This window comes from Pseudomonas sp. LBUM1673, from assembly GCF_059695645.1.
On the sequence record NZ_CP166780.1, the window covers coordinates 4,615,549 to 4,634,216 of the forward strand.

The 18,668-nt window shown below is 55.9% G+C and carries 19 protein-coding genes, 4 tRNA genes and 1 pseudogene; 6 read left to right on the top strand and 18 right to left on the bottom strand.

The window, feature by feature from the left end:
* Nucleotides 1–311 precede the first annotated feature (311 nt).
* The 3 genes from ACA044_RS21285 to ACA044_RS21295 all read right to left on the bottom strand — a co-directional run bounded on the left by ACA044_RS21285 (nt 312) and on the right by ACA044_RS21295 (nt 3,007).
* Nucleotides 312–1,685: a transposase gene (locus tag ACA044_RS21285; RefSeq protein WP_497443142.1), complete on the bottom strand. Its 1,374-nt coding sequence runs from the start codon at nt 1,683–1,685 to the stop codon at nt 312–314.
* A 146-nt stretch (nt 1,686–1,831) separates the two neighbouring features.
* Nucleotides 1,832–2,068 carry a hypothetical protein gene (locus tag ACA044_RS21290; protein ID WP_092304801.1) on the bottom strand — a complete coding sequence of 79 codons (237 nt, stop codon included), beginning with the start codon at nt 2,066–2,068 and terminating at the stop codon, nt 1,832–1,834.
* 459 nt (nt 2,069–2,527) lie between these two features.
* Nucleotides 2,528–3,007, bottom strand: a complete 480-nt coding sequence (locus tag ACA044_RS21295; RefSeq protein ID WP_497443143.1) for an Lrp/AsnC family transcriptional regulator — start codon at nt 3,005–3,007, stop codon at nt 2,528–2,530.
* Nucleotides 3,008–3,162: 155 nt separating this feature from the next.
* On the opposite strand from ACA044_RS21295, the gene ACA044_RS21300 reads away from it, so the two are divergent.
* Nucleotides 3,163–4,203, top strand: coding sequence for a zinc-dependent alcohol dehydrogenase family protein (locus ACA044_RS21300; RefSeq protein WP_497443144.1), 1,041 nt, complete (start codon nt 3,163–3,165; stop codon nt 4,201–4,203).
* 7 nt (nt 4,204–4,210) lie between these two features.
* Nucleotides 4,211–4,447 carry a pyrroline-5-carboxylate reductase family protein gene (locus ACA044_RS21305; protein ID WP_497443145.1) on the top strand — a complete coding sequence of 79 codons (237 nt, stop codon included), beginning with the start codon at nt 4,211–4,213 and terminating at the stop codon, nt 4,445–4,447.
* Between the two features lie 292 nt (nt 4,448–4,739).
* Here ACA044_RS21305 and ACA044_RS21310 read toward each other — a convergent pair whose 3' ends face one another.
* The 6 genes and pseudogenes from ACA044_RS21310 to ACA044_RS21335 all read right to left on the bottom strand — a co-directional run bounded on the left by ACA044_RS21310 (nt 4,740) and on the right by ACA044_RS21335 (nt 9,477).
* Entirely contained in the window at nt 4,740–5,321 is a 582-nt protein-coding gene (locus tag ACA044_RS21310; RefSeq protein WP_497443146.1) for a flavin reductase family protein, read from the bottom strand.
* 240 nt (nt 5,322–5,561) lie between these two features.
* Nucleotides 5,562–5,732: pseudogene (locus tag ACA044_RS21315) on the bottom strand (nuclear transport factor 2 family protein); the annotation flags it as partial.
* Between the two features lie 56 nt (nt 5,733–5,788).
* Nucleotides 5,789–6,172 carry a nuclear transport factor 2 family protein gene (locus tag ACA044_RS21320; protein ID WP_222839687.1) on the bottom strand — a complete coding sequence of 128 codons (384 nt, stop codon included), beginning with the start codon at nt 6,170–6,172 and terminating at the stop codon, nt 5,789–5,791.
* Between the two features lie 288 nt (nt 6,173–6,460).
* Nucleotides 6,461–7,480 (bottom strand): alpha/beta hydrolase, encoded by a 1,020-nt coding sequence (locus ACA044_RS21325; protein WP_497443147.1) that lies wholly within the window; start codon nt 7,478–7,480, stop codon nt 6,461–6,463.
* 207 nt (nt 7,481–7,687) lie between these two features.
* The gene (locus ACA044_RS21330) at nt 7,688–8,071 is read right to left on the bottom strand and encodes a nuclear transport factor 2 family protein (protein ID WP_497443148.1); all 384 of its coding nucleotides are present in this window, start codon (nt 8,069–8,071) and stop codon (nt 7,688–7,690) included.
* Between the two features lie 302 nt (nt 8,072–8,373).
* Nucleotides 8,374–9,477 carry an alkene reductase gene (locus tag ACA044_RS21335; RefSeq protein ID WP_497447279.1) on the bottom strand — a complete coding sequence of 368 codons (1,104 nt, stop codon included), beginning with the start codon at nt 9,475–9,477 and terminating at the stop codon, nt 8,374–8,376.
* Nucleotides 9,478–9,579: 102 nt separating this feature from the next.
* Here ACA044_RS21335 and ACA044_RS21340 point away from each other — a divergent pair, with 102 nt between their 5' ends.
* Nucleotides 9,580–10,551, top strand: coding sequence for a LysR family transcriptional regulator (locus tag ACA044_RS21340; protein WP_497443149.1), 972 nt, complete (start codon nt 9,580–9,582; stop codon nt 10,549–10,551).
* Between the two features lie 194 nt (nt 10,552–10,745).
* Here ACA044_RS21340 and ACA044_RS21345 read toward each other — a convergent pair whose 3' ends face one another.
* The 5 genes from ACA044_RS21345 to bamJ all read right to left on the bottom strand — a co-directional run bounded on the left by ACA044_RS21345 (nt 10,746) and on the right by bamJ (nt 13,442).
* Nucleotides 10,746–11,153, bottom strand: coding sequence for an SEL1-like repeat protein (locus tag ACA044_RS21345; protein ID WP_497443150.1), 408 nt, complete (start codon nt 11,151–11,153; stop codon nt 10,746–10,748).
* The gene (locus ACA044_RS21350; protein WP_007898892.1) at nt 11,154–11,525 is read right to left on the bottom strand and encodes a hypothetical protein; all 372 of its coding nucleotides are present in this window, start codon (nt 11,523–11,525) and stop codon (nt 11,154–11,156) included. It lies immediately after the preceding gene.
* Complete coding sequence (locus ACA044_RS21355; RefSeq protein ID WP_497443151.1) at nt 11,522–11,863, bottom strand: helix-turn-helix domain-containing protein; 342 nt, start codon at nt 11,861–11,863, stop codon at nt 11,522–11,524. Before ACA044_RS21355 ends, ACA044_RS21350 begins: the two co-directional genes overlap by 4 nt.
* A gap of 113 nt (nt 11,864–11,976) precedes the next feature.
* Entirely contained in the window at nt 11,977–12,432 is a 456-nt protein-coding gene (locus ACA044_RS21360) for a YkvA family protein (protein ID WP_497447280.1), read from the bottom strand.
* A 296-nt stretch (nt 12,433–12,728) separates the two neighbouring features.
* The gene (gene bamJ, locus ACA044_RS21365; protein WP_497443152.1) at nt 12,729–13,442 is read right to left on the bottom strand and encodes a BamJ family beta-barrel-assembly machinery protein; all 714 of its coding nucleotides are present in this window, start codon (nt 13,440–13,442) and stop codon (nt 12,729–12,731) included.
* Between the two features lie 269 nt (nt 13,443–13,711).
* Between bamJ and ACA044_RS21370 the strand changes: the two genes are divergently transcribed.
* A complete protein-coding gene (locus ACA044_RS21370; protein ID WP_497443153.1) occupies nt 13,712–15,544 on the top strand; it encodes a di-heme-cytochrome C peroxidase in 1,833 nt (610 codons plus the stop codon).
* 3 nt (nt 15,545–15,547) lie between these two features.
* A complete protein-coding gene (locus ACA044_RS21375; RefSeq protein WP_497443154.1) occupies nt 15,548–16,684 on the top strand; it encodes a catalase family protein in 1,137 nt (378 codons plus the stop codon).
* A gap of 285 nt (nt 16,685–16,969) precedes the next feature.
* Here ACA044_RS21375 and ACA044_RS21380 read toward each other — a convergent pair.
* The 4 genes from ACA044_RS21380 to ACA044_RS21395 form a co-directional block, all read right to left on the bottom strand.
* A tRNA-Asp gene (locus ACA044_RS21380) sits at nt 16,970–17,046 on the bottom strand.
* Nucleotides 17,047–17,065: 19 nt separating this feature from the next.
* Nucleotides 17,066–17,141: transfer RNA gene (locus ACA044_RS21385), tRNA-Val, on the bottom strand.
* 198 nt (nt 17,142–17,339) lie between these two features.
* Nucleotides 17,340–17,416, bottom strand: a tRNA-Asp gene (locus ACA044_RS21390).
* 18 nt (nt 17,417–17,434) lie between these two features.
* Nucleotides 17,435–17,510, bottom strand: a tRNA-Val gene (locus ACA044_RS21395).
* Between the two features lie 160 nt (nt 17,511–17,670).
* Here ACA044_RS21395 and rdgC point away from each other — a divergent pair.
* Entirely contained in the window at nt 17,671–18,591 is a 921-nt protein-coding gene (gene rdgC, locus ACA044_RS21400; RefSeq protein ID WP_497443155.1) for a recombination-associated protein RdgC, read from the top strand.
* Nucleotides 18,592–18,668: the final 77 nt, after the last annotated feature.

Below are 18,668 nucleotides of genomic sequence, written 5' to 3' on the forward strand. Positions count from 1 at the left end.
TTACGAACGTCTATATAGCTGACTAAGGTAATTCGCGCTTCCGCCTGCTGATTCCACAGGCAACCCTCGCGACTCTCGGTTTTCGACGTATTTAGCGCGTTTTCACACAGCCTGGACCCATAGCTGCCCGCGGTGAGTGGCGGCAACCGGCCGATTCTGTTGAAAAAGTCGGATTTTCATCTCGCCTGAACTCAGGCACGACCACCACCGGAGAACCTACTCACCACATTGAGTGGTTTCTCGGCCCTTCGTTGATCTTTGCTGCTCTGTTAGTGGGTTAGTTTGAGGTTTTTTGCTTCGTGCAGGCGCACCTATCCCGTAGAAGGTGGCCCTTGAGATGCAAGTTTGGCCAGACGTCGTAGGTTCTGCACCGCAGCGGCCAGCGTGAATTCATCGGACGCGCCACTCATGCCACGTAGTCGCAAGCGATCCAGTTTCAGGATGCGCTTGAGGTGGGCAAACAACATTTCGACCTTCTTACGTTCGTGGCGAGAGCGCACGTACTCCGGCGTCGCTGCGATGCGTCGAGCCACATCACGAGCGGCTTCATGGACGCTGCGGACGATCTTACGAATCGAAGTGTTCGGGCAGCACTTGGCTTTCATCGGACAGGCAACGCAGTCGGTCTGTCTGGATCGGAAGATGATGGTGTTGGCTTTGGTGACGTGCGAACGCTCGTTCTTGAAAGCTCGCCATTCACTGCGCAATGCATTGCCGGCCGGGCAGCAGTATTCTTCAGCCTCTTCATTCCAGTGGAAATCATTGCTCGAAAAACTGTCGTTCTTGCGCTCGGTTTTGTCCCACACTGGCACGTGCGGTTCGATGTCTTTTTCCTCCACCATCCAGGCTAGCATCGGCGCGGTACCGTAAGCGGTATCGCCGATGAGGCGATCCGGCTTGATGTCGAATTGCGCTTCAACGCGATCGATCATCGTCTTGGTGCTCTCGACCTCGGCCGTGCGATGAGCCGGTGTGGGTTCCACATCCACGATGACGCCGTGCTCGGTATCGATCAGATAATTCGTGGAGTAAGCGTAGAACGCTGGGCCTCCTGGAGCAGCAGTCCAGCGAGCCTGAGGATCAGTCAGTGATAAACGCTTCGGCAGCGTTTCGGCCAAAGCCTCTTCATCAAGTGCCTCAAGGTACTCACGCACGGCGCGAGTGCTCAGGGACGGATCGCTCCAGTTGACCTGTTCATCACCCGGTACGCCGCGCTGCCGGCTCGCATCCGCTTTAATGATGCTGGCGTCCACGGCAAATCCTTCGCCTTTGACCAAGCCTGCGTCCATGCAGCGACGCAGCACTTCATTGAACAACCAGCGAAATAGATCACTGTCCCGAAAACGGCCGTGTCGATTTTTGGAAAAGGTCGAGTGATTGGGGACTTCATCTTCAAGGCTTAACCGGCAGAACCAGCGATACGCCAGGTTCAAATGTGCCTCTTCGCACAGCCGACGCTCTGAGCGAATGCCGTAGCAATAGCCCACGATCAGCATGCGAATCATCAGTTCTGGATCAATCGACGGACGCCCAATCGGGCTATAAAAATCGGTGAGGTAGTGGCGCAGGTCGCTCAGATCGAGACATTGATCAATGCTGCGCAGAAGGTGATTGGCTGGGATGTGATCTTCAAGGTTGAACGAGTAAAACAGTCGCTCCTGCCCACTCGATAACTGTCCCATCATGCTGCGTACTCTCTCGCTGGACGATGGAGTGATTTTGCCGTAGACGACACAGGAGCGCCATTCTTAGCAAAGTCGACCCAAAGCAGACCATGGCAAGTGGTTATCAGATAGAGAGGGTTCCGCAGTTTTATCCGACTCTTGACTGGTCATTCCCAGCCCAGTTTTCTGTAGGAAGTCTTGTCTTGTTCGGGAAAGTCCGTCAGGTATTCACCCCACTGCATGTGCGCATAGTATTTAGTCATCGCTTCGAAATGACTTTCAGCCTCGACCTCCCAAACAAGCTTCGCTTCCGAATGCATAAGCGCACGCGCACCATCTCCTTGAGCACCGGCTAGACAAAAGGTCTGACAGCCATCAGGTTCCTGCCAAAGTTCATGATTCATATTCGAGGTTCTGTTTTTTAAGGTCGTTATGGTGCCCGAAACTCTGATGGAACGGCCGTTACGGATCGGCTCTGTAGAAGAGACTGAATCCGAACGCCGACTTTTTCAAAAAAATCGGCCAAAAGCAGCCGTTCGAATTATGCATTACCCGCTGCGATTCAGTTAACGAGGCCGGTCCCCACATCAGAAAGAACCTGGGCGCTCGGCGGTGAGAGCTGAGCCATTGCAGAGTCTCTGCCCATACCATGTGACCGATCAGGGCAGCTCCGCACAGGGTCGGATGTCTCCCAGGCGGCGTCCGAAATTTCGTATCGTTTGGGCAGAATTCGGAAAAATCGTACGTTAAGGCATTCGTGAGCCATTCGTGAGCCAACTAGGGGTCAGCTCACGAAACGGTCACCGGGCGACATCCATCTTCGGGTGATGCACATGCATTGGATGTGAGGATGGAACAGAGGATCAGACGGAAAATACTTCTGCAACAGGCAACCGGTTCGACGCTTTCAATTCCCGCAAGGACAAATTCGAACGGATGCTCGACACGCCCGGCAGCTTTCTCAGCACCTTGTCCACAAAGCGGCTGTAATCATCGAGGTCCCTGGCGACCACCTGCAATAGAAAATCCGCCTCGCCCGTCGTGTTGTGGCAGGCGAGCACATTGGGACAAGCCTGAATGATTTTCTCGAACGCCGCAGTCACCTCTTCCCCGTGCTGTGTACAAACGAGCTGCACGAACGCCATGACGCCGAGGCCCAGTTTGCGTCGGTTCAGAATCGCCTGATAGCCATCGATCACGCCCTGTTCTTCGAGGCGTTTCACACGCCTCCAGCAAGGCGTTTCGCTCAGCGAGATCTGCTCAGCGAGTTTGGTGTTGGATAGGCGTCCATCACGTTGAAGACGATCCAGAATGCCGGCATCTACTTTATCTATTTCATCCATTTGAGAGGAATCTTTCAAAAATTAAATGATATAGAAAGAATGCCCTCAACTTCCTGCATTCTCAAGTACAAAAGGAAAGGTAAATTCAGGCTGCACCTTCATAATGATTGAGCATTTAGCACATCCATTTACCCCCTTCGAAGAAGGAGCCGCCCATGAAAGCAGTAGTCTATGAAGCCTTTTCCGCCCCGCCACAACTAAGAAATGTCCCTGACCCCACGCCAGAAGCGCATGGCGTCGTCGTCAAGGTGATGGCTACCGGCGTCTGCCGAAGCGACTGGCATGGCTGGGTCGGCCATGACACCGATATCGAACTCCCCCACGTTCCAGGGCACGAGTTGGCGGGGATCATTGAGGCGGTCGGCAAAGACGTGACGAAATGGAAAATTGGGGACCGTGTCACCGTTCCGTTCGTGGGCGGGTGCGGCGCCTGCCCTGAGTGCCACTCAGGGAATCACCAGGTCTGCGACTATCAGTTTCAACCCGGCTTTACCCATTGGGGGTCGTTCGCCGAGTACGTGTCCATTCACAAGGCGGACATCAATTTGGTTGCGTTGCCAGATACGCTGACATTCACCACCGCGGCCAGCCTGGGATGCCGTTTCGTGACCTCGTTTCGCGCCGTCGTCGACCAAGGCAAAGCATCCTCGGGGCAATGGGTCGCGGTCCACGGCTGCGGCGGCGTCGGCCTGTCTGCGATCATGATTGCCAACGCGGTGGGTGCCAACGTCGTGGCGATCGATATTTCTGAAGAGAAGCTCGCCCTGGCCCGTGCACTGGGCGCGGTCGCCACTTTGAATGCGGCCAAGGTTGCGAACGTCGCCGAAGCCGTCATCGAGATCACCCAAGGCGGCGTCCACGTATCCCTGGATGCACTGGGACACCCCACAACATGCTTCAACTCGATCAGCAATCTGCGCAAGCGCGGCAAGCACATTCAGGTCGGACTCATGCTGGCTGAGAACAGTACACCTGCCATCCCGATGAGCAAAGTCATCGCCAACGAGCTTGAAATACTCGGCAGCCATGGCATGCAGGCGCATCGCTACGACGCCATGCTGGCGATGATGCAATCGGGGAAACTGGCTCCTGAAAAGCTCATCGGCAAAACAATCAGTCTGGAACAGTCGATTGATGCGCTGATGAACATGGACAAATTTGAAGTCGCGGGCGTGACAGTGGTGACGGAATTCTGAGGGGCACATGATGAATCGACACGCGGTATCCCCCGTTACCGCCTTCGGCGGCGGCGGCAATATGGCCACCTCCATGGTTGGCGGTCTGATTAGCAACCACTTCCGACCTGATGCCATCATCGTATCCGAACCAAGCAATAAAAAAACGGCAATGCTGGCCGAGCGTTTTGGCATTCGCACTACTACTTGCGCGCTGGCAGCGGTCGAGCCAGGGACGTCGTTGGGGGCAACTCAGGAAAAGTGAACATCGTACGTTAAGCCGTGTGCCATAACGGTTTACTACACGGAGCTGACCTTTCCTGTCGACGTGTCAGGTTGATGTACACCCTCACAAAGCTGACGCTTGGCAGTTGCACACTCGACCCTTGAATCGACCCTACTTCGGTAGATGCTCTTCAGTCTATTAAGGGCTTTTAAGGGCTTTTAAGGCTGCCACGAGCGTCCGCCAAGGGTCGTTTTCGGCCAGTCGTGACAGGCAGTAATCGGCCAGAAGCGGACATTAACCACACGCATCTACAAAGCCAATTTCAGAATCATTATGTCGGATTGGGGACTGATAGCGCGTCGCCAATGCCATAGAAATGCCCACCGGCGATGTAATGCAGACTTCTTAAAGTGGGATCTGCTTTTTCGAATTGCCAATGCCCATTCTTGAATACACGGGTATCTGACCATGCGCCAACGATCTCGCCAATGAACAGGTCGTACGTCTGCTGGTTATGTGGCTCAGTAATCAGTTTGCAGGCCAGCCATGCTGAGCATCCCGCTACGAATGGCTGGTCGTATTCATCAATCTCGAATAACTCCGCCCCTGCACGCGTCAGCTTATCTGGTTCGCTGGCAAGGCTATGGGTTCCCAATTCATGCGTCAGTTTCAGCTGCGCCACGGTGGGAATCTGTATGACAAACCGGCCGCTTTTTTCGACCAGTTCACGGGTCTTCGCGCTCTTGTCCAGTACCACTGTTAATTTGGGTGGTGCGTAATCCAGTGCACAAGCCCAAGCTGCAGCCATCACATTATCGACGCCATCATGACGTGCTGATACAAGCACGGTGGGACCGTGGTTAATGAGGCGATATGCTTTTTCCAGTACAACGGAAGCAATATTACTGTCCATTGATATTCCCAAGAATGACAAGTATCTAAGTCAACACCAAGGCGATGTATCAGGCCAGACGATCAGCGCTAAGACATGTATGCCCGGGGCAGGATTGATCCCTGCCTCTATGAGCGCACTGGCAATATGTGATGCCGGATTGATGCGCCGTAGCCTCACCTTGCGCCCCCTTTATGGCTGATACCTTGCATTGCCAAATCGTCCAGCGCTTACTACTGGACGATTTGGCAAGTGCTGCATTCAGCCTTCGAATTGGTGGTACACGCTGGCAATGACTTGCCAAGTGTTATTCACCTTAATCAAGGTCAGATAATCATTGTAGTTTGCACCAATCGCGGCCCTCTCCATATCGATATGAACAATCGCAGTGCTCGGTGTAATTGCAAGCACATCGATGTGTGCCGTAAGTTCTTGGTCATGATTTTTCTTTTAGATGTGCTTGTGAATTGAGCGTACTGATTGAGGATTTAATTATTTGGATGTGTGTAGTAAATCTTGCTAACCACAGTCCACTTGCCTTCGACCTTCAGCAGATGGAAGAAGTCGGTGAAGGAGATGCCTGACATGTCGTTGGCGTCGATGCGAGCACTAGCCGCCGTACCAACGATCTCGATGCGGGCTATAGCGGCCTGTGCATCAGGAGATGGGCGGAAACCCTTGTCGACCCCATCGAACAGGCTTTGAATCGCGCCGCCGACCAGCTTGCCATCGGCACCGACGCTGTACATCGTCGCATTCTGGCTGAACGCGGGCTTCATGATGCTGCTATTGGCCTGCTTGCAGCCCTCAATGTACTTGTTCAGCACCTCGGTGATGGCTTGGTATTCTTGTACGTAAGTAGGTTTGCTCATGGTTTTATTACTGATAACTTGTTGGCTGCGCGGCAGGTCTTCTGCTTGAGCAGTCGCGCTCAAGCCCGTAATCATTGCCACGAAAAATAAAGTTTTGATAATAGTCTTTTCCATTTATTTTCTCATACCTAAGGGTTGCAATTACTGATTGATGCTCAACTGCAAAAAAACGCAACAGACATTGCGAGAAACTTTGATGCTTCTATATCCTCGCAATGAAATGAACGGCGTGTTTTCTGTCATGAATCCCGCAGCTTTGCCGTGACCTGCGGATTCCTTGTCTTTAAATTACTTGCCCAGGTTGGTCTTGAGTTCTTGCGATGCCTGCGCGATCGCGCTGCGGGGCGCCGGCAGGTGGCTGAACGCGTTCGACAGCCCAAAATCGTGAATCATGCCGTTGTAGCGCACCGACTTCACATGCACACCCGCAGCGTCGAGCTTGCGGCCGTAAGCTTCGGCTTCATCGCGCAGGACATCGAATTCGGCGGTCTGGATCAGCGTCGGCGGCAAGCCCTTCAACTGCTTGGTCGTCGCCTGCAGCGGCGAAGCGTAAATCTGCTTGCGTGCCTCGGAGTCGGGCGTGTAATTGTCCCAGAACCACACCATCAAGTCCTTCGTCAGGAAGTAGCCGTTGGCAAACTCCTTGTACGACGGCGTGTCGAAGTTTGCATCCGTCACCGGGCATAGCAATACTTGCGAACGCAGTGCAGGTGTGCCCTTCTCGTTCGCCATCAAGGCAACCACAGCGGCCATGTTGCCGCCTGCGCTGTTGCCAGCTACGGCGAGGCGCTTGCCGTCGACGTTGATCTCCTTGCCATGCTCGGCCACCCATTTTGTCGCGTCATAGGCTTGCTCGATGGCGACGCCGTATCCCGCCTCAGGCGACAAGGGGTAGTTGACGAAGACCGCCACCGCGCCCGAGCCCGCCACCAGGTCACGCACCAGCCTTTCGTGGGTAGGAAAGTCGCCCAGCACCCAGCCGCCGCCGTGGAAGAACATGAACGCGGGCAGGGTCTTCTGTTTGCTGCCGGCCGGGCGCACTATCGTCAGCTTCAGGTCGCTACCATTGACACGGATCGTCTTCTCGCTGACGTCAGCCGCCGGCAAGGCCACCTTGGGGCTAGCTTGCGCGCCCACCAGCGCGGCGCGGGCGTCTGCCGGCGTCATGGTATCGAGCGTCTTACCGCCTTCAAGGGATTGCAAGAATTTTGCTACGTTGTGTTCGACGCCGGGCAGGTCGGCTGCAGAAGCATTACCAAGCGACAGGGTCACGACGGAAAGGGCAAGAGCGGAGGTGAGGGTTTCCATGATGTTTCCTTTTTATTGCCTGAGTGTTTGCGTCATTAAATAGCGAGCTACTTTTTTATTGCGTTGCGTCTTCGATCAGACGGGCGAAGGCAGGGTCTTCCTGGCGGTGTGCCGGACGCACAGTTCCAGCGCCGCTCGGCTGCAAAGAAAAAACAGCAGGCATGGCGGGAAGCCTCATCTGCCGCGTATTTAAGGAAGACCGGAGGTTCAAGGCGCGACGTGGGTGTGGAAGATCTTGCTGACTACCGTCCACTTGCCATCGACTTTCAGCAGATGGAAGAAGTCGGTGAAGGAGATGCCTGACATGTCGTTGGCGTCGATGCGAGCGCTAGCCGCCCTACCGACGATCTCGATGCGGACTATAGCTGCCGGTGCGTCAGGAGATGGGCGGAAACCCTTGTCGATCCCATCGAACAGGATTGGAATCGCGCCGCCGGCCAGCTTACCGTCGCCATCGACGCTAAACATCGTTGCTTGCTCACTGAAAGCTGGCTTCATGATGCTGCTTTTGGCCTGCTTGCAGCCCTCAATGTACTTGTTCAGCACCTCGGTGATGGCTTGATATTCCGGCACGTAAGTAGGTTTGTTCATGTTTGTACTCCTGATTGTTAATTCGAGTCGTTGTAAAAAATCCGGCCACTCTTGGCTCGTATAGAGATCAACCCCTGCGATTATCCGCAGCGGCGTCCACTGTTGGGGCCCAAGGCCCCAACTGGTGAAGTTTGGTTTCGCGCTTGTCGAGCCACCAGCCGGCCTGAATATTCCAGGCGGCAAACGCTGCATTGGGGCTAGCAATCCCCAACTTCTGTTGTGCATGCGACGGCAAGTGCGGATCGCGAAGAGCTGCATGACCAAGCGCTACCAGGTCAGCCTCGCCAGAGGTGATGACAGCTTTACCCGGCTAGCGCAGGCCAATCGGTGTAACCCTTTGCGCCGTTGCCGTAATAGGTTTCGCGTGGCGCGATGGCAAGCTCAGCGCCATCTTGCAAACGACGCACCAAATCTGGATTGGCAATGAACGGACGGCCAAATGCCACTGCATCAACCTTGCCTTCAGCACGACGAGTAACGGCCAGCTCAAGGCCGTAATTGTTGTTGCCTATGTATGGCCCTTTGAACAGTGCGCGTAATGCATCGAGGTCTACGTTCTCAGGCACGACGCGCGACGTAGCCGTAGCGCCTTCGACAAAATGCATGTAAGCGAGCTGGAAGCGATTCAGTTGCTCAATCAGATAGCCATAGGTTTGCATTACCTGGCTGTCCAAGGGCGTGTTACCCGCATCTGGCGTCACGGGAGAGAGACGAATGCCAACGCGGTCATGACCCCAGACCTCGACCACTGCGGCAGTTACTCCCAACGTGAGTCGCGTGCGATTCTCGATCGAACCACCATATTGGTCGGTTCGCTGATTGGTAGAATCGCGCAGGAACTGATCGAGCAAATAGCTATTGGCAGAGTGCACTTCAACACCATCAAAGCCGGCGCGTTTTGCGCATGCGGCGGCGTGTCGGTATTGCTCGATGATGCCTGGGATCTCGGATGTTTCCAGTGCTCGCGGCATGGAGACATCCATCATTCCATTTTCGGTGTAGGTCTGCCCTTCAGCTCGAATCGCGGATGGCGCTACCGGCGCCGCGCCATCCGGCTGCAGGTCCACGTGCGAGAAGCGCCCCACATGCCACAGTTGGCAAACAATAAGACCACCAGCTGCATGCACCGCATCTGTTACCAGTTTCCAGCCCGCTACTTGCTCTTCAGTCCAGATGCCTGGCGTCAATGCATACCCCCGCGCCTGTGCGGAAATATTGGTCGCTTCACTAATGATCAGACCTGCGCTGGCACGTTGTGCGTAGTAGCGAGCGTGCAATTCGTTGGGTACGCCATCTGGCCCCATGCGACTGCGCGTTAACGGGGCCATGACAATGCGGTTAGCCAGAGATAAGGCTCCTAAAGTCATCGGAGAGAAAAGATCCGTCGATGGGCTGTTGAGTGTCATTGTGATTCCTAGTGATAACTGTTCTGCCGGATGAAATTCCTTGCTGTATAAACTATGGAGATCGGTAATAATGACGTAAATAGTCATAGGCGGACATACAGTATGAACAATAAGGTCATAATGCGCCCTACATCTCGCGCTGACGACGTAAAAGACGGACTTGCTGCACCATCGGTGCATCTTCCTGGTCTGTTGACCTTCGAAGCTGCTGCAAGGCATTTAAACTTCGCGCGGGCTGCAGCGGAATTAGGTGTTACGCCAACAGCGGTATCACGCACTATCAAAAGCGTGGAAGCACAACTGAATGCGCGACTGTTTAACCGCACAACACGCAGTGTCAGTTTGACCGAAGCTGGGGCTTCATTGAACGCCGAATTAGCGCCTGCCCTGGCAATGATCAAAAGCTCCTTGTCACAGGTTTTAACAGCGACGGATCAACCGTCCGGCACAGTGCGCATCAACTCTTCATACGTTGCATACCGTATCTTGATCGAACCGCATCTTCAGGCGTTTCTGGAAAAATTCCCGCTGATTAATGTCGAGGTATCACTGGATAACCAACTTAGCGATATCGTCAATGCCGGTTTCGATATCGGCATGCGCATGGGGAAAAGAGTGCAAAACGACATGGTCGCCGTACAGTTGGGAGCGGTACAAAAAAGAATTGTGGTGGCTGCGCCGGATTACTTCAGCAAGCGGGCTGAGCCACAGACTCTGGAGCAACTGCTGAAGCACAACTGCATTCGCCAGCGGTATTCAGTTGGCGGAAGATTCTTTGAATGGAAGTTCGAAGATAGAGATCAAATGGTTCAAGTCGATGTTCAAGGGCGTTTAATTTTTGACGAAATGAGATCCGTCCTTGATGCTGCAATACAAGGCCAAGGCATTGGTTTCGTTTTCGATGATTTCGCGAAGCAAGAGTTAGAAAAAGGCACCCTTCGGCAGATATTGAAGCAGCACAGCGGCATGGACGATGCGTTTCATCTTTACTACCCGCATCGTAAGCACATGCCAGGAAAGCTGCGTGCGTTTGTTGATTTCATGCGTAGTGCTAATAAGACGGAGAAATTTTGATTTAATTTTCCCAATGCAGCATGTTCGGAAATATTGAGTAATCAGCACAAATGAAGTGAGGACATTAATTTTTTGAAATCCCACGAATATGAATAGTCGGTAATGTCCGCTTCTGGCCGAAAGCAGCTCGTCATAGAATTTACAATTGACCATCATTAGCCCCCCCACAACGCATGCTTATCAAAGAACATCGATTACTGCGCAGTATCGCCGCTCGCCAACCCTTTCAACTTGATCTCAGCCAACGGATGCCCGGCCTTCAAAGCAATACGCCAAAACCGCGCCGCTTCCACCGGATCCGGCGCCTTGCTCGGCGTCCCCGCCAGGCAGATCACACCAACCTGATACGCCGCCTTCCCATCCCCCGCCAACGCCGCCAGGCGCAGTAATCGCACCCCCTCCTCGCGCGCGCCAAGACCAACACCGCGAAAGGTCAGAATGTGGCCGTAGAAACTCTGGGCACCAACATCACCCAGGTTCGCCATGCGCGCGAACTGGCCCTCGAGCCAACGCCAGCCTCGCGGCTGACGCACAAACCACGACCAGTGGAACAACCGGCGGGCCAGCCAGTAACCGGCCCGCGCCTTGAGTCGTAAAAACACTCAGGCTTCTGCCGATTCGGGGTACTCGTATTCGAACACCCGCACCACTTCCGAGGCATGCCAGGACGCGGCAGCCACGCCATCGGACGGCCCGGAGAAGCGTCCGAGGCGCTCGACACACTCGAAGAACCCGGTGCGCGGCAAGCGACTGGCGCCCTGGCTGATCACCAGCGAACTGCGCAACGGCTGCTCGGCTCTGGCATCCAGCGCGGCCAGGTGCTCAAGGGCTGCGGTCAAGGTTTGCATGGCCGGCGTGGGTAGCTGCAAACGCTCCAGCAACGCCCGATAAGTCAAAAGATGGCGCTGACGACGCGCCTGATCCAGTTCCCCCAGCAATCCGTCCCAATGTTGACGACTGATGCGTACGCTCACGATTCATCCCTCCATCCTGGCACCGTCAATTCCCAGGCGAGGCTGCGGCGAATAGCAGCGTCGGGTTGACGCTCACCGCTTTCGATCAAGGCGAGATATGACGGGCTGATGCCTACCGTGCGGGCCAGCGCCTCAATGGCGATGCCCTTCCCTTCGCGCAAATTGCGTAGTTGATCCAGACCCGGAAGAATCTGGTCTGGTGCCGCCGCGGGAGGCACTGTGGCGTCGCGCGGTGTTTGTTGCTTGATGCCTGCTGCTTTCAGTAGAGCCTGATACTGAGCCCATGGCAGAACCGCATACTCGGGTTCGCCTTCGCGTGTGATTATCTGAATATCCATGACTTCCCCGTAGGACAACGACACTTAGCGAGTCGGCACTTTTCCCTAGAAGTGTAATCCTAACAGCGGCCAAGGTCGCGGGGGGTATGAATATCTGAGGATCCTGAATGGGCTCAGGTTTTTTTCGGGCCCTGAAGCTGCAGTTGTTCCGGGGAATCGGGCAGCCGTTCGACTACTGCGAGCTTTTCCGGCAACTGACGCTTGCGCCAGGCGCGGAAGGCGTTGAGTTCGTCATCGAGGACTTTCATCAGCCAGGCCAGCACGGCAATGTCGTCGAGCATGCCAAATACCGGGATGAAATCCGGGATCGCATCCACCGGGCTCAGGAAATACATCAAACCGGCCACCACCGAGACCAGTGCCTTTGGACTGATGGCCCGGTATTCGCCACGCCAGTAGGCCAGGCAGAGGGCCTGCAACAAGCGCAGATCGTCTTTGAGCTTGCCCAGACGATTGCCTTGGCTCGCACCTTTGCTGGCAACCGCAAACAGCAGGGTCGGCAAACGACCACGGGCGAGCAGGCGTCCGGCCAGAGGCAGGAAACGAGCGAAATTCCAGGGCGTTTTCATCATTTTCCTCCCAGTGAAATGTTATCCACACAAATTGTGGATAACCTTGTGAACAGAGCTGCATTTCACCGCTGAAAGCCCCGTTTCATAAGGGCCTGACTCAGATCGGGCGTTTTTTACTCACATAAAAAAACCCAAGATTTCATTGACTTGGTGTCGCGGTCCGTCTAGCTCGGGCGCCCTCACTGGCTATGACTCCAGCGTACAGCATCCGTTCGCTTTGTTTACCTTCGCTGAATGCCAGATGCAACAACGCCCCGCATAAGCGAGGCGTTGTTTTTTCGAGCAGACGCGGATTACTTGGTGGCGTCTTGTTTCGCTGGATCCTTGATGGCCAGCAGCTCCAGGTCGAATACCAGCACCGAGTTGGCTGGAATCGCCGGGCTTGGGCTTTGGGCGCCGTAAGCCAGGTCGCTAGGGATGTACAGTTTGTACTTCTCGCCAACGTGCATCAGTTGCAGGCCTTCGACCCAACCTGGAATCACACCGCTGACCGGCAGATCGATCGGGCTGCCGCGCTCGACGGAACTGTCGAAAACGGTGCCGTTGGTCAGTTTACCGGTGTAGTGAACCGTCACCACGTCGGTCGGCTTGGGCTGCGCGCCATCGGCCTTCTTGACCACTTCGTATTGCAGGCCGGAAGCCGTGGTGACGACACCCGCTTTCTTGCCGTTTTCTTCAAGGAACTTCTTGCCAGCGGCTGCCGACTCTTCGCTCATCTTGGCCAAACGCTCTTCAGCACGCTTTTGCAGCGCGGCGAAGGCTTCAACCAACTCTTCATCTTTCAGCTTCTGTTCTTTCTTGCCGACGGCATCTTCGATGCCCTGGGCTACCGCTTTGGAATCCAGGTCATCCATGCCTTCCTGAGCCAGGCTTTTGCCCATGTTCAAGCCGATACCGTAGGAAGCTTTTTGCGCCGGGGTTTTCAGCTCTACGCTGGTCTGCGAATCACAACCCGCAAGTACCAGGCCAACCAGGGCCACCGCCGCCGCCAACCGATGCTGTTTCATGCTATTTCCTTGTTCATGCGCCTAAAGGGCAATCGAGTAAAGCCGCGAGCTTATCAGGCCGCCACGACCAATGGCTACCGGCATGAGAGCAGGAAACATCCGATAAGTTCAGGTGTTTAAACGCATTTGGGCGATAGAAGAATGAAGCTTCTGTCATCTGGCGCTCACAGACCCGGATGCCGGTTCCCATAGCCTCTGGCGTAATGGCCTCTTGCCGCACCTCGTCAGCTGAGGCATAAGATAGCTACTAATTGACAAGGATGTTTATCTTGCGCCTCATATTCCGTTTGCTGATTCTGATCGCAGTACTGCTGGGGCTGGCCCTCGCAGTGGTGCTGTACTACGTCGCCAACCCGAAATTACCGGCCTGGTCACCGGTGCAACAGGTGCATTACCTGGAGCAATGGAACGCCGCCGACCGCCAGGCTTACTACTTCACACCTCAGGGTACCCAGGTCAAAGGCTTGCGCTATGACTGGTTCAACGCCCTCGAACTGCCCTTCTCGCAACGCCGGTTCGCCGCTCCCGAATACCTCGCACGCTTTGGTTTTCTGATTGACCCGAGCCAGAAAGCCACGCCGAACAACCCTGGTAACCTGCCTGTCGGTTTTGCCCGTCATCAAAACCCCGGCAGCCAGGACGAGTTTCTGGACATCACCTGCGCCGCCTGCCACACCGGTGAATTACGCTTCAATGGCCAGGCCGTACGCATCGACGGCGGCTCGGCCCAGCATGTATTGCCAGCCAGCGTCCCGACCCTGCGTGGCGGCAGCTTCGGCCAGGCACTGGTGGCCAGCCTCGCCTCGACTTACTACAACCCCTGGAAATTCGAACGTTTCGCACGCAACGTTTTGGGTCAGGACTACGACGCACGTCATGAACAGTTACGCCAAGACTTTAAAAGTTCACTCGATACCTTCTTGAAAGTGGCCTGGAACGACACCCATCGCGGGCTCTATCCCACCGAAGAAGGCCCCGGCCGCACCGACGCCTTCGGGCGCATTGCCAACGCCAGTTTCGGCGACGCGATTTCGCCCGCCAACTACCGCGTGGCCAACGCTCCAGTGGATTACCCGCAACTGTGGGAGATGTGGACCTTCGACTGGGTGCAGTGGAACGGTTCGGCGCAGCAACCGATGGCCCGCAACATCGGCGAGGCCTTGGGCGTCGGCGCCACGCTGAATTTCTTCGACAGCAGCGGGCAACCCCTCAAGGGCGATACCCGCTACCCGTCCAGCGTCCGGGTGCGCGATCTGCACCGGATCGAGCAAACCCTGCAACGACTCAAACCGCCCGCCTGGCCGGAAGCCCTGTTGGGCAACATCGACAAGCCCTTGGCCGTAAAAGGCCGCGCGCTATTCGCTGAAAACTGCGCCGGGTGCCATGTACCCCGTGTCACCCAAAGCGACGGCAGACCGGTGCAACATCTGAAATTACTGCCCGTGGAGGTGATTGGCACAGACCCCGGCGCCGCCAACAATATTGCCGACCATCGCTTCGATCTGACGGCCTTGCAGTGGGATCCGGCAGAGCTTGCGCAACTGGACGTACAACTGCATCCCAAACCAACGCAACCCTTGGATTTGAGCCAGTTGTCAGTGGCCAAGGGGCTGGCCTACGTCACGGCTTTCGTGGGGAACCAAGCCTACCGCGAAGCCAATGTGACACCCGCAGAGCGTCCCAATCTGGACGGTTTCGGCCTGCCTATCGGCGTCCAGGAATTGCGCAGCTACAAAGCCCGACCACTGGCGGGCGTGTGGGCCACGCCGCCGTTTCTGCACAACGGTTCGGTGCCGAGCATTTATCAACTGCTCTCGCCCCAGGATGAACGCGCGACCACGTTCTACAAGGGCACCTTCGAATACGACCCCAAACACCTGGGCTATCGCACTGAAGCCTTCACCAACGGTTTTGCGTTCGACACGCGCATCACCGGCAATCACAACAGTGGTCACGAGTTCCGCGCAGGCGAGCGCGGTAACGGCGTGATAGGTCGCCTGCTGCAACCGGAGGAACGCTGGGCGCTGCTGGAATACCTGAAAGTGTTGGGCGGCCCGCTGGAGTCGCAATTGCCTGCCCCTCTCCTCAGTCATAAGGATTGACCCATGCTAATCACTCTCTGGCTGCGCCTGGGCGCCTTCCTCGGCAAAACCCTGCTGTGGTTGCTGGGTCTGGGCCTGCTCGGCTGGGCGCTGTTCACCGCATGGTCCGCCTGGCAGCATCGCGGCCCGGTATCGGCTGAAGAACTGATTCCGGACGGCGAAGCGGCGATGACCCAGGACATCATTCAGACGGCCGTGCGTATCGTCGATCAACACCGCGAAAGTACCCGCTACCTGCGCGACGCCCACGCCAAGGCCCATGGCTGCGTGAAGGCTGAAGTTCAGGTGTTGCCGGATCTGGCAACGGAGTTACGTCAAGGCGTGTTCAGCGAACCCGGCAAAACCTGGCAAGCGACGGTGAGGCTGTCCAACGGCAATGCATATCCGCAGTTCGACAGCATCCGCGATGCCCGGGGCATGGCGATCAAACTGCTCGATGTGCCTGGCAAACAGTTGCTGAGTGACCGACAAGGGCACAGCGAACAGGATTTCGTGATGTTCAACCATCCGAACTTCTTTGTCAGCGATGTCGCCGAATATCGTCAGAATGTGGCCGCTCAGGCTGACGGCAAAAAGGTGATGGCGTTCTTCCCGGGTTGGGACCCGCGCACCTGGCAGGTTCGCCATCTGTTTGTTGCGCTGGCGACACTCTCCCCGGCCCCGGCAAGCCCGACGCAGACCACCTACTTTTCGGTTTCGCCGTACAAGTTTGGTGAAGCCAACGCCAAATTCCGGGTGATGCCGGATCCTGATAGCTGCCCGATCTACGCGCTGCCCACGCAAAATCAAAACCTGCCGAACTTCCTGCGCAGTGCGCTGAACCAGCAGTTGTCGACTGACCGGGTGCCGGCCTGTTTCGTTTTACAGATCCAGCGTCAGGATCCGAGCCAATACATGCCGATCGAAGACACCAGCATCGAGTGGCGTGAGCGCGACGCCCCCTTCGAAACCGTGGCCCGGATCAAGCTGCCCGCCCAGGATTTCGACACCCCGGCGCTGAACCTGCAATGTGACAATCAGTCGTTCAACCCATGGTTCGGCCTTGAAGCCCATAGGCCGATTGGTGGGATCAACCGGTTACGCAAAGCCGTGTACGAAGCCGTCAGCGACTACCGACACAGCCGCAACGCCGAACAATAAACTAGGCAGAAACGAAAAAAGCGACCTGTTCGGGTTGTGCCAGTCAGTTAAGCAAAATCCCTGTGGGAGCGGGCTTGCCCGCGATGATGGCAGCACATTCACCATTGATGTGTCAGACAGGTCGCTATCGCGGGCAAGCCCGCTCCCACAGAACTTAATGGCATTGACCTGTTCGGGTCGCTTTTTCAGTCGATCCAGCACAAAGCCAAATCCCAGACAGCAAAAAGCCCGCATTAAGCGGGCTTTCTGTGGTGATCTGGCGTTCAGCGTTCCAGATACCGAATATGGCGCAGCGGACGGGACTCGAACCCGCGACCCCCGGCGTGACAGGCCGGTATTCTAACCGACTGAACTACCGCTGCGCGTAGCGTTGAAAGTAAGTGGTGGGTGATGACGGGATCGAACCGCCGACATTCTGCTTGTAAGGCAGACGCTCTCCCAGCTGAGCTAATCACCCTTTACCTTCGTTGCGGGGCGCATTGTGCCACAGATTTTCATAAAGTGTTGATTTAATTGATAAATTTATCAAAAAATCTGAAAATCGGTAAAACGACACGACCTGCAGGAACAACGTTCAAACCATGGACAGAAAAAAACCCGCGTTAGCGGGTTTTTCCGTGGTGACCTGGCGTTCAGCGTTCCAGGTAACCGAATATGGCGCAGCGGACGGGACTCGAACCCGCGACCCCCGGCGTGACAGGCCGGTATTCTAACCGACTGAACTACCGCTGCGCGTAACACTAAAGCGAATGGTGGGTGATGACGGGATCGAACCGCCGACATTCTGCTTGTAAGGCAGACGCTCTCCCAGCTGAGCTAATCACCCTTCACTTTCGGTGTGGCGCGCATTCTACGGAGCGACCACACCTCTGGCAAGCACTTTTTAAATTAATTTTTTCAGGCCTTCCAAAGGCTTAGCGAAGGGTTGGCCTATGGCGCCGCTAAGAGAATAATGCCCCCCTTTGTATAAAGGAGAGACTCACCCCATGTGGTTCAAAAACCTGCTTATCTATCGCCTGACCCAAGATCTGCCTTTTGATGCCGAGGCGTTGGAAACTGCACTGGCCACCAAACTGGCGCGTCCATGTGCAAGCCAGGAGTTGACCACCTACGGTTTCGTCGCGCCATTCGGCAAGGGCGCAGACGCGCCGCTGGTGCACATCAGCGGGGATTTCCTGCTGATCGCCGCCCGAAAGGAAGAACGCATTCTGCCGGGCAGTGTCGTGCGTGACGCGGTGAAGGAAAAGGTCGAAGAGATCGAAGCCGAGCAAATGCGCAAGGTCTACAAAAAGGAACGCGATCAGATCAAGGATGAAATCATCCAGGCCTTCCTGCCCCGCGCCTTTATCCGTCGCTCGTCGACCTTCGCCGCCATCGCGCCGAAACAGGGCCTTATCCTGGTCAACTCGGCCAGCCCGAAACGTGCCGAGGACCTGCTCTCCACCCTGCGTGAAGTAATCGGCTCGCTGCCGGTGCGTCCGCTGACGGTGAAGATGTCGCCGACCGCCACCATGACCGAGTGGGTCACCACCCAGAAAGCCGCGGACGATTTCTTTGTGCTGGACGAGTGCGAACTGCGCGATACCCACGAAGACGGCGGCATCGTGCGCTGCAAGCGTCAGGACCTGACCAGCGAAGAAATCCAGCTGCACCTGAGCACCGGCAAAGTGGTCACTCAACTGTCGCTGGCCTGGCAGGACAAACTGTCGTTCGTACTCGACGACAAAATGGTGGTCAAGCGCCTGAAGTTTGAAGATCTGCTGCAAGATCAGGCGGAACAGGACGGTGGCGACGAAGCCCTGGGCCAACTGGACGCCAGCTTCACCCTGATGATGCTGACCTTTGGCGACTTCCTGCCGTCGATGGTTGAAGCGTTGGGTGGTGAAGAGACCCCGCAGGGCATTTAAAGGCAAATGATTGTCCCTGTGGGAGCGAGCCTGCTCGCGATAGCGGAGTTTCAGTCAACATCATTGTTGAATGTCAG

Bases quoted from the DNA above. Each gene is read 5' to 3' on its own strand.
- ACA044_RS21285 (WP_497443142.1), bottom strand. From the start codon at position 1,685: ATGATGGGACAGTTATCGAGTGGGCAGGAGCGACTGTTTTACTCGTTC.
- ACA044_RS21290 (WP_092304801.1), bottom strand. From the start codon at position 2,068: ATGAATCATGAACTTTGGCAGGAACCTGATGGCTGTCAGACCTTTTGT.
- ACA044_RS21295 (WP_497443143.1), bottom strand. From the start codon at position 3,007: ATGGATGAAATAGATAAAGTAGATGCCGGCATTCTGGATCGTCTTCAA.
- ACA044_RS21300 (WP_497443144.1), top strand. From the start codon at position 3,163: ATGAAAGCAGTAGTCTATGAAGCCTTTTCCGCCCCGCCACAACTAAGA.
- ACA044_RS21305 (WP_497443145.1), top strand. From the start codon at position 4,211: ATGATGAATCGACACGCGGTATCCCCCGTTACCGCCTTCGGCGGCGGC.
- ACA044_RS21310 (WP_497443146.1), bottom strand. From the start codon at position 5,321: ATGGACAGTAATATTGCTTCCGTTGTACTGGAAAAAGCATATCGCCTC.
- ACA044_RS21320 (WP_222839687.1), bottom strand. From the start codon at position 6,172: ATGAGCAAACCTACTTACGTACAAGAATACCAAGCCATCACCGAGGTG.
- ACA044_RS21325 (WP_497443147.1), bottom strand. From the start codon at position 7,480: ATGGAAACCCTCACCTCCGCTCTTGCCCTTTCCGTCGTGACCCTGTCG.
- ACA044_RS21330 (WP_497443148.1), bottom strand. From the start codon at position 8,071: ATGAACAAACCTACTTACGTGCCGGAATATCAAGCCATCACCGAGGTG.
- ACA044_RS21335 (WP_497447279.1), bottom strand. From the start codon at position 9,477: ATGACACTCAACAGCCCATCGACGGATCTTTTCTCTCCGATGACTTTA.
- ACA044_RS21340 (WP_497443149.1), top strand. From the start codon at position 9,580: ATGAACAATAAGGTCATAATGCGCCCTACATCTCGCGCTGACGACGTA.
- ACA044_RS21355 (WP_497443151.1), bottom strand. From the start codon at position 11,863: ATGGATATTCAGATAATCACACGCGAAGGCGAACCCGAGTATGCGGTT.
- ACA044_RS21360 (WP_497447280.1), bottom strand. From the start codon at position 12,432: ATGAAAACGCCCTGGAATTTCGCTCGTTTCCTGCCTCTGGCCGGACGC.
- bamJ (WP_497443152.1), bottom strand. From the start codon at position 13,442: ATGAAACAGCATCGGTTGGCGGCGGCGGTGGCCCTGGTTGGCCTGGTA.
- ACA044_RS21375 (WP_497443154.1), top strand. From the start codon at position 15,548: ATGCTAATCACTCTCTGGCTGCGCCTGGGCGCCTTCCTCGGCAAAACC.
- rdgC (WP_497443155.1), top strand. From the start codon at position 17,671: ATGTGGTTCAAAAACCTGCTTATCTATCGCCTGACCCAAGATCTGCCT.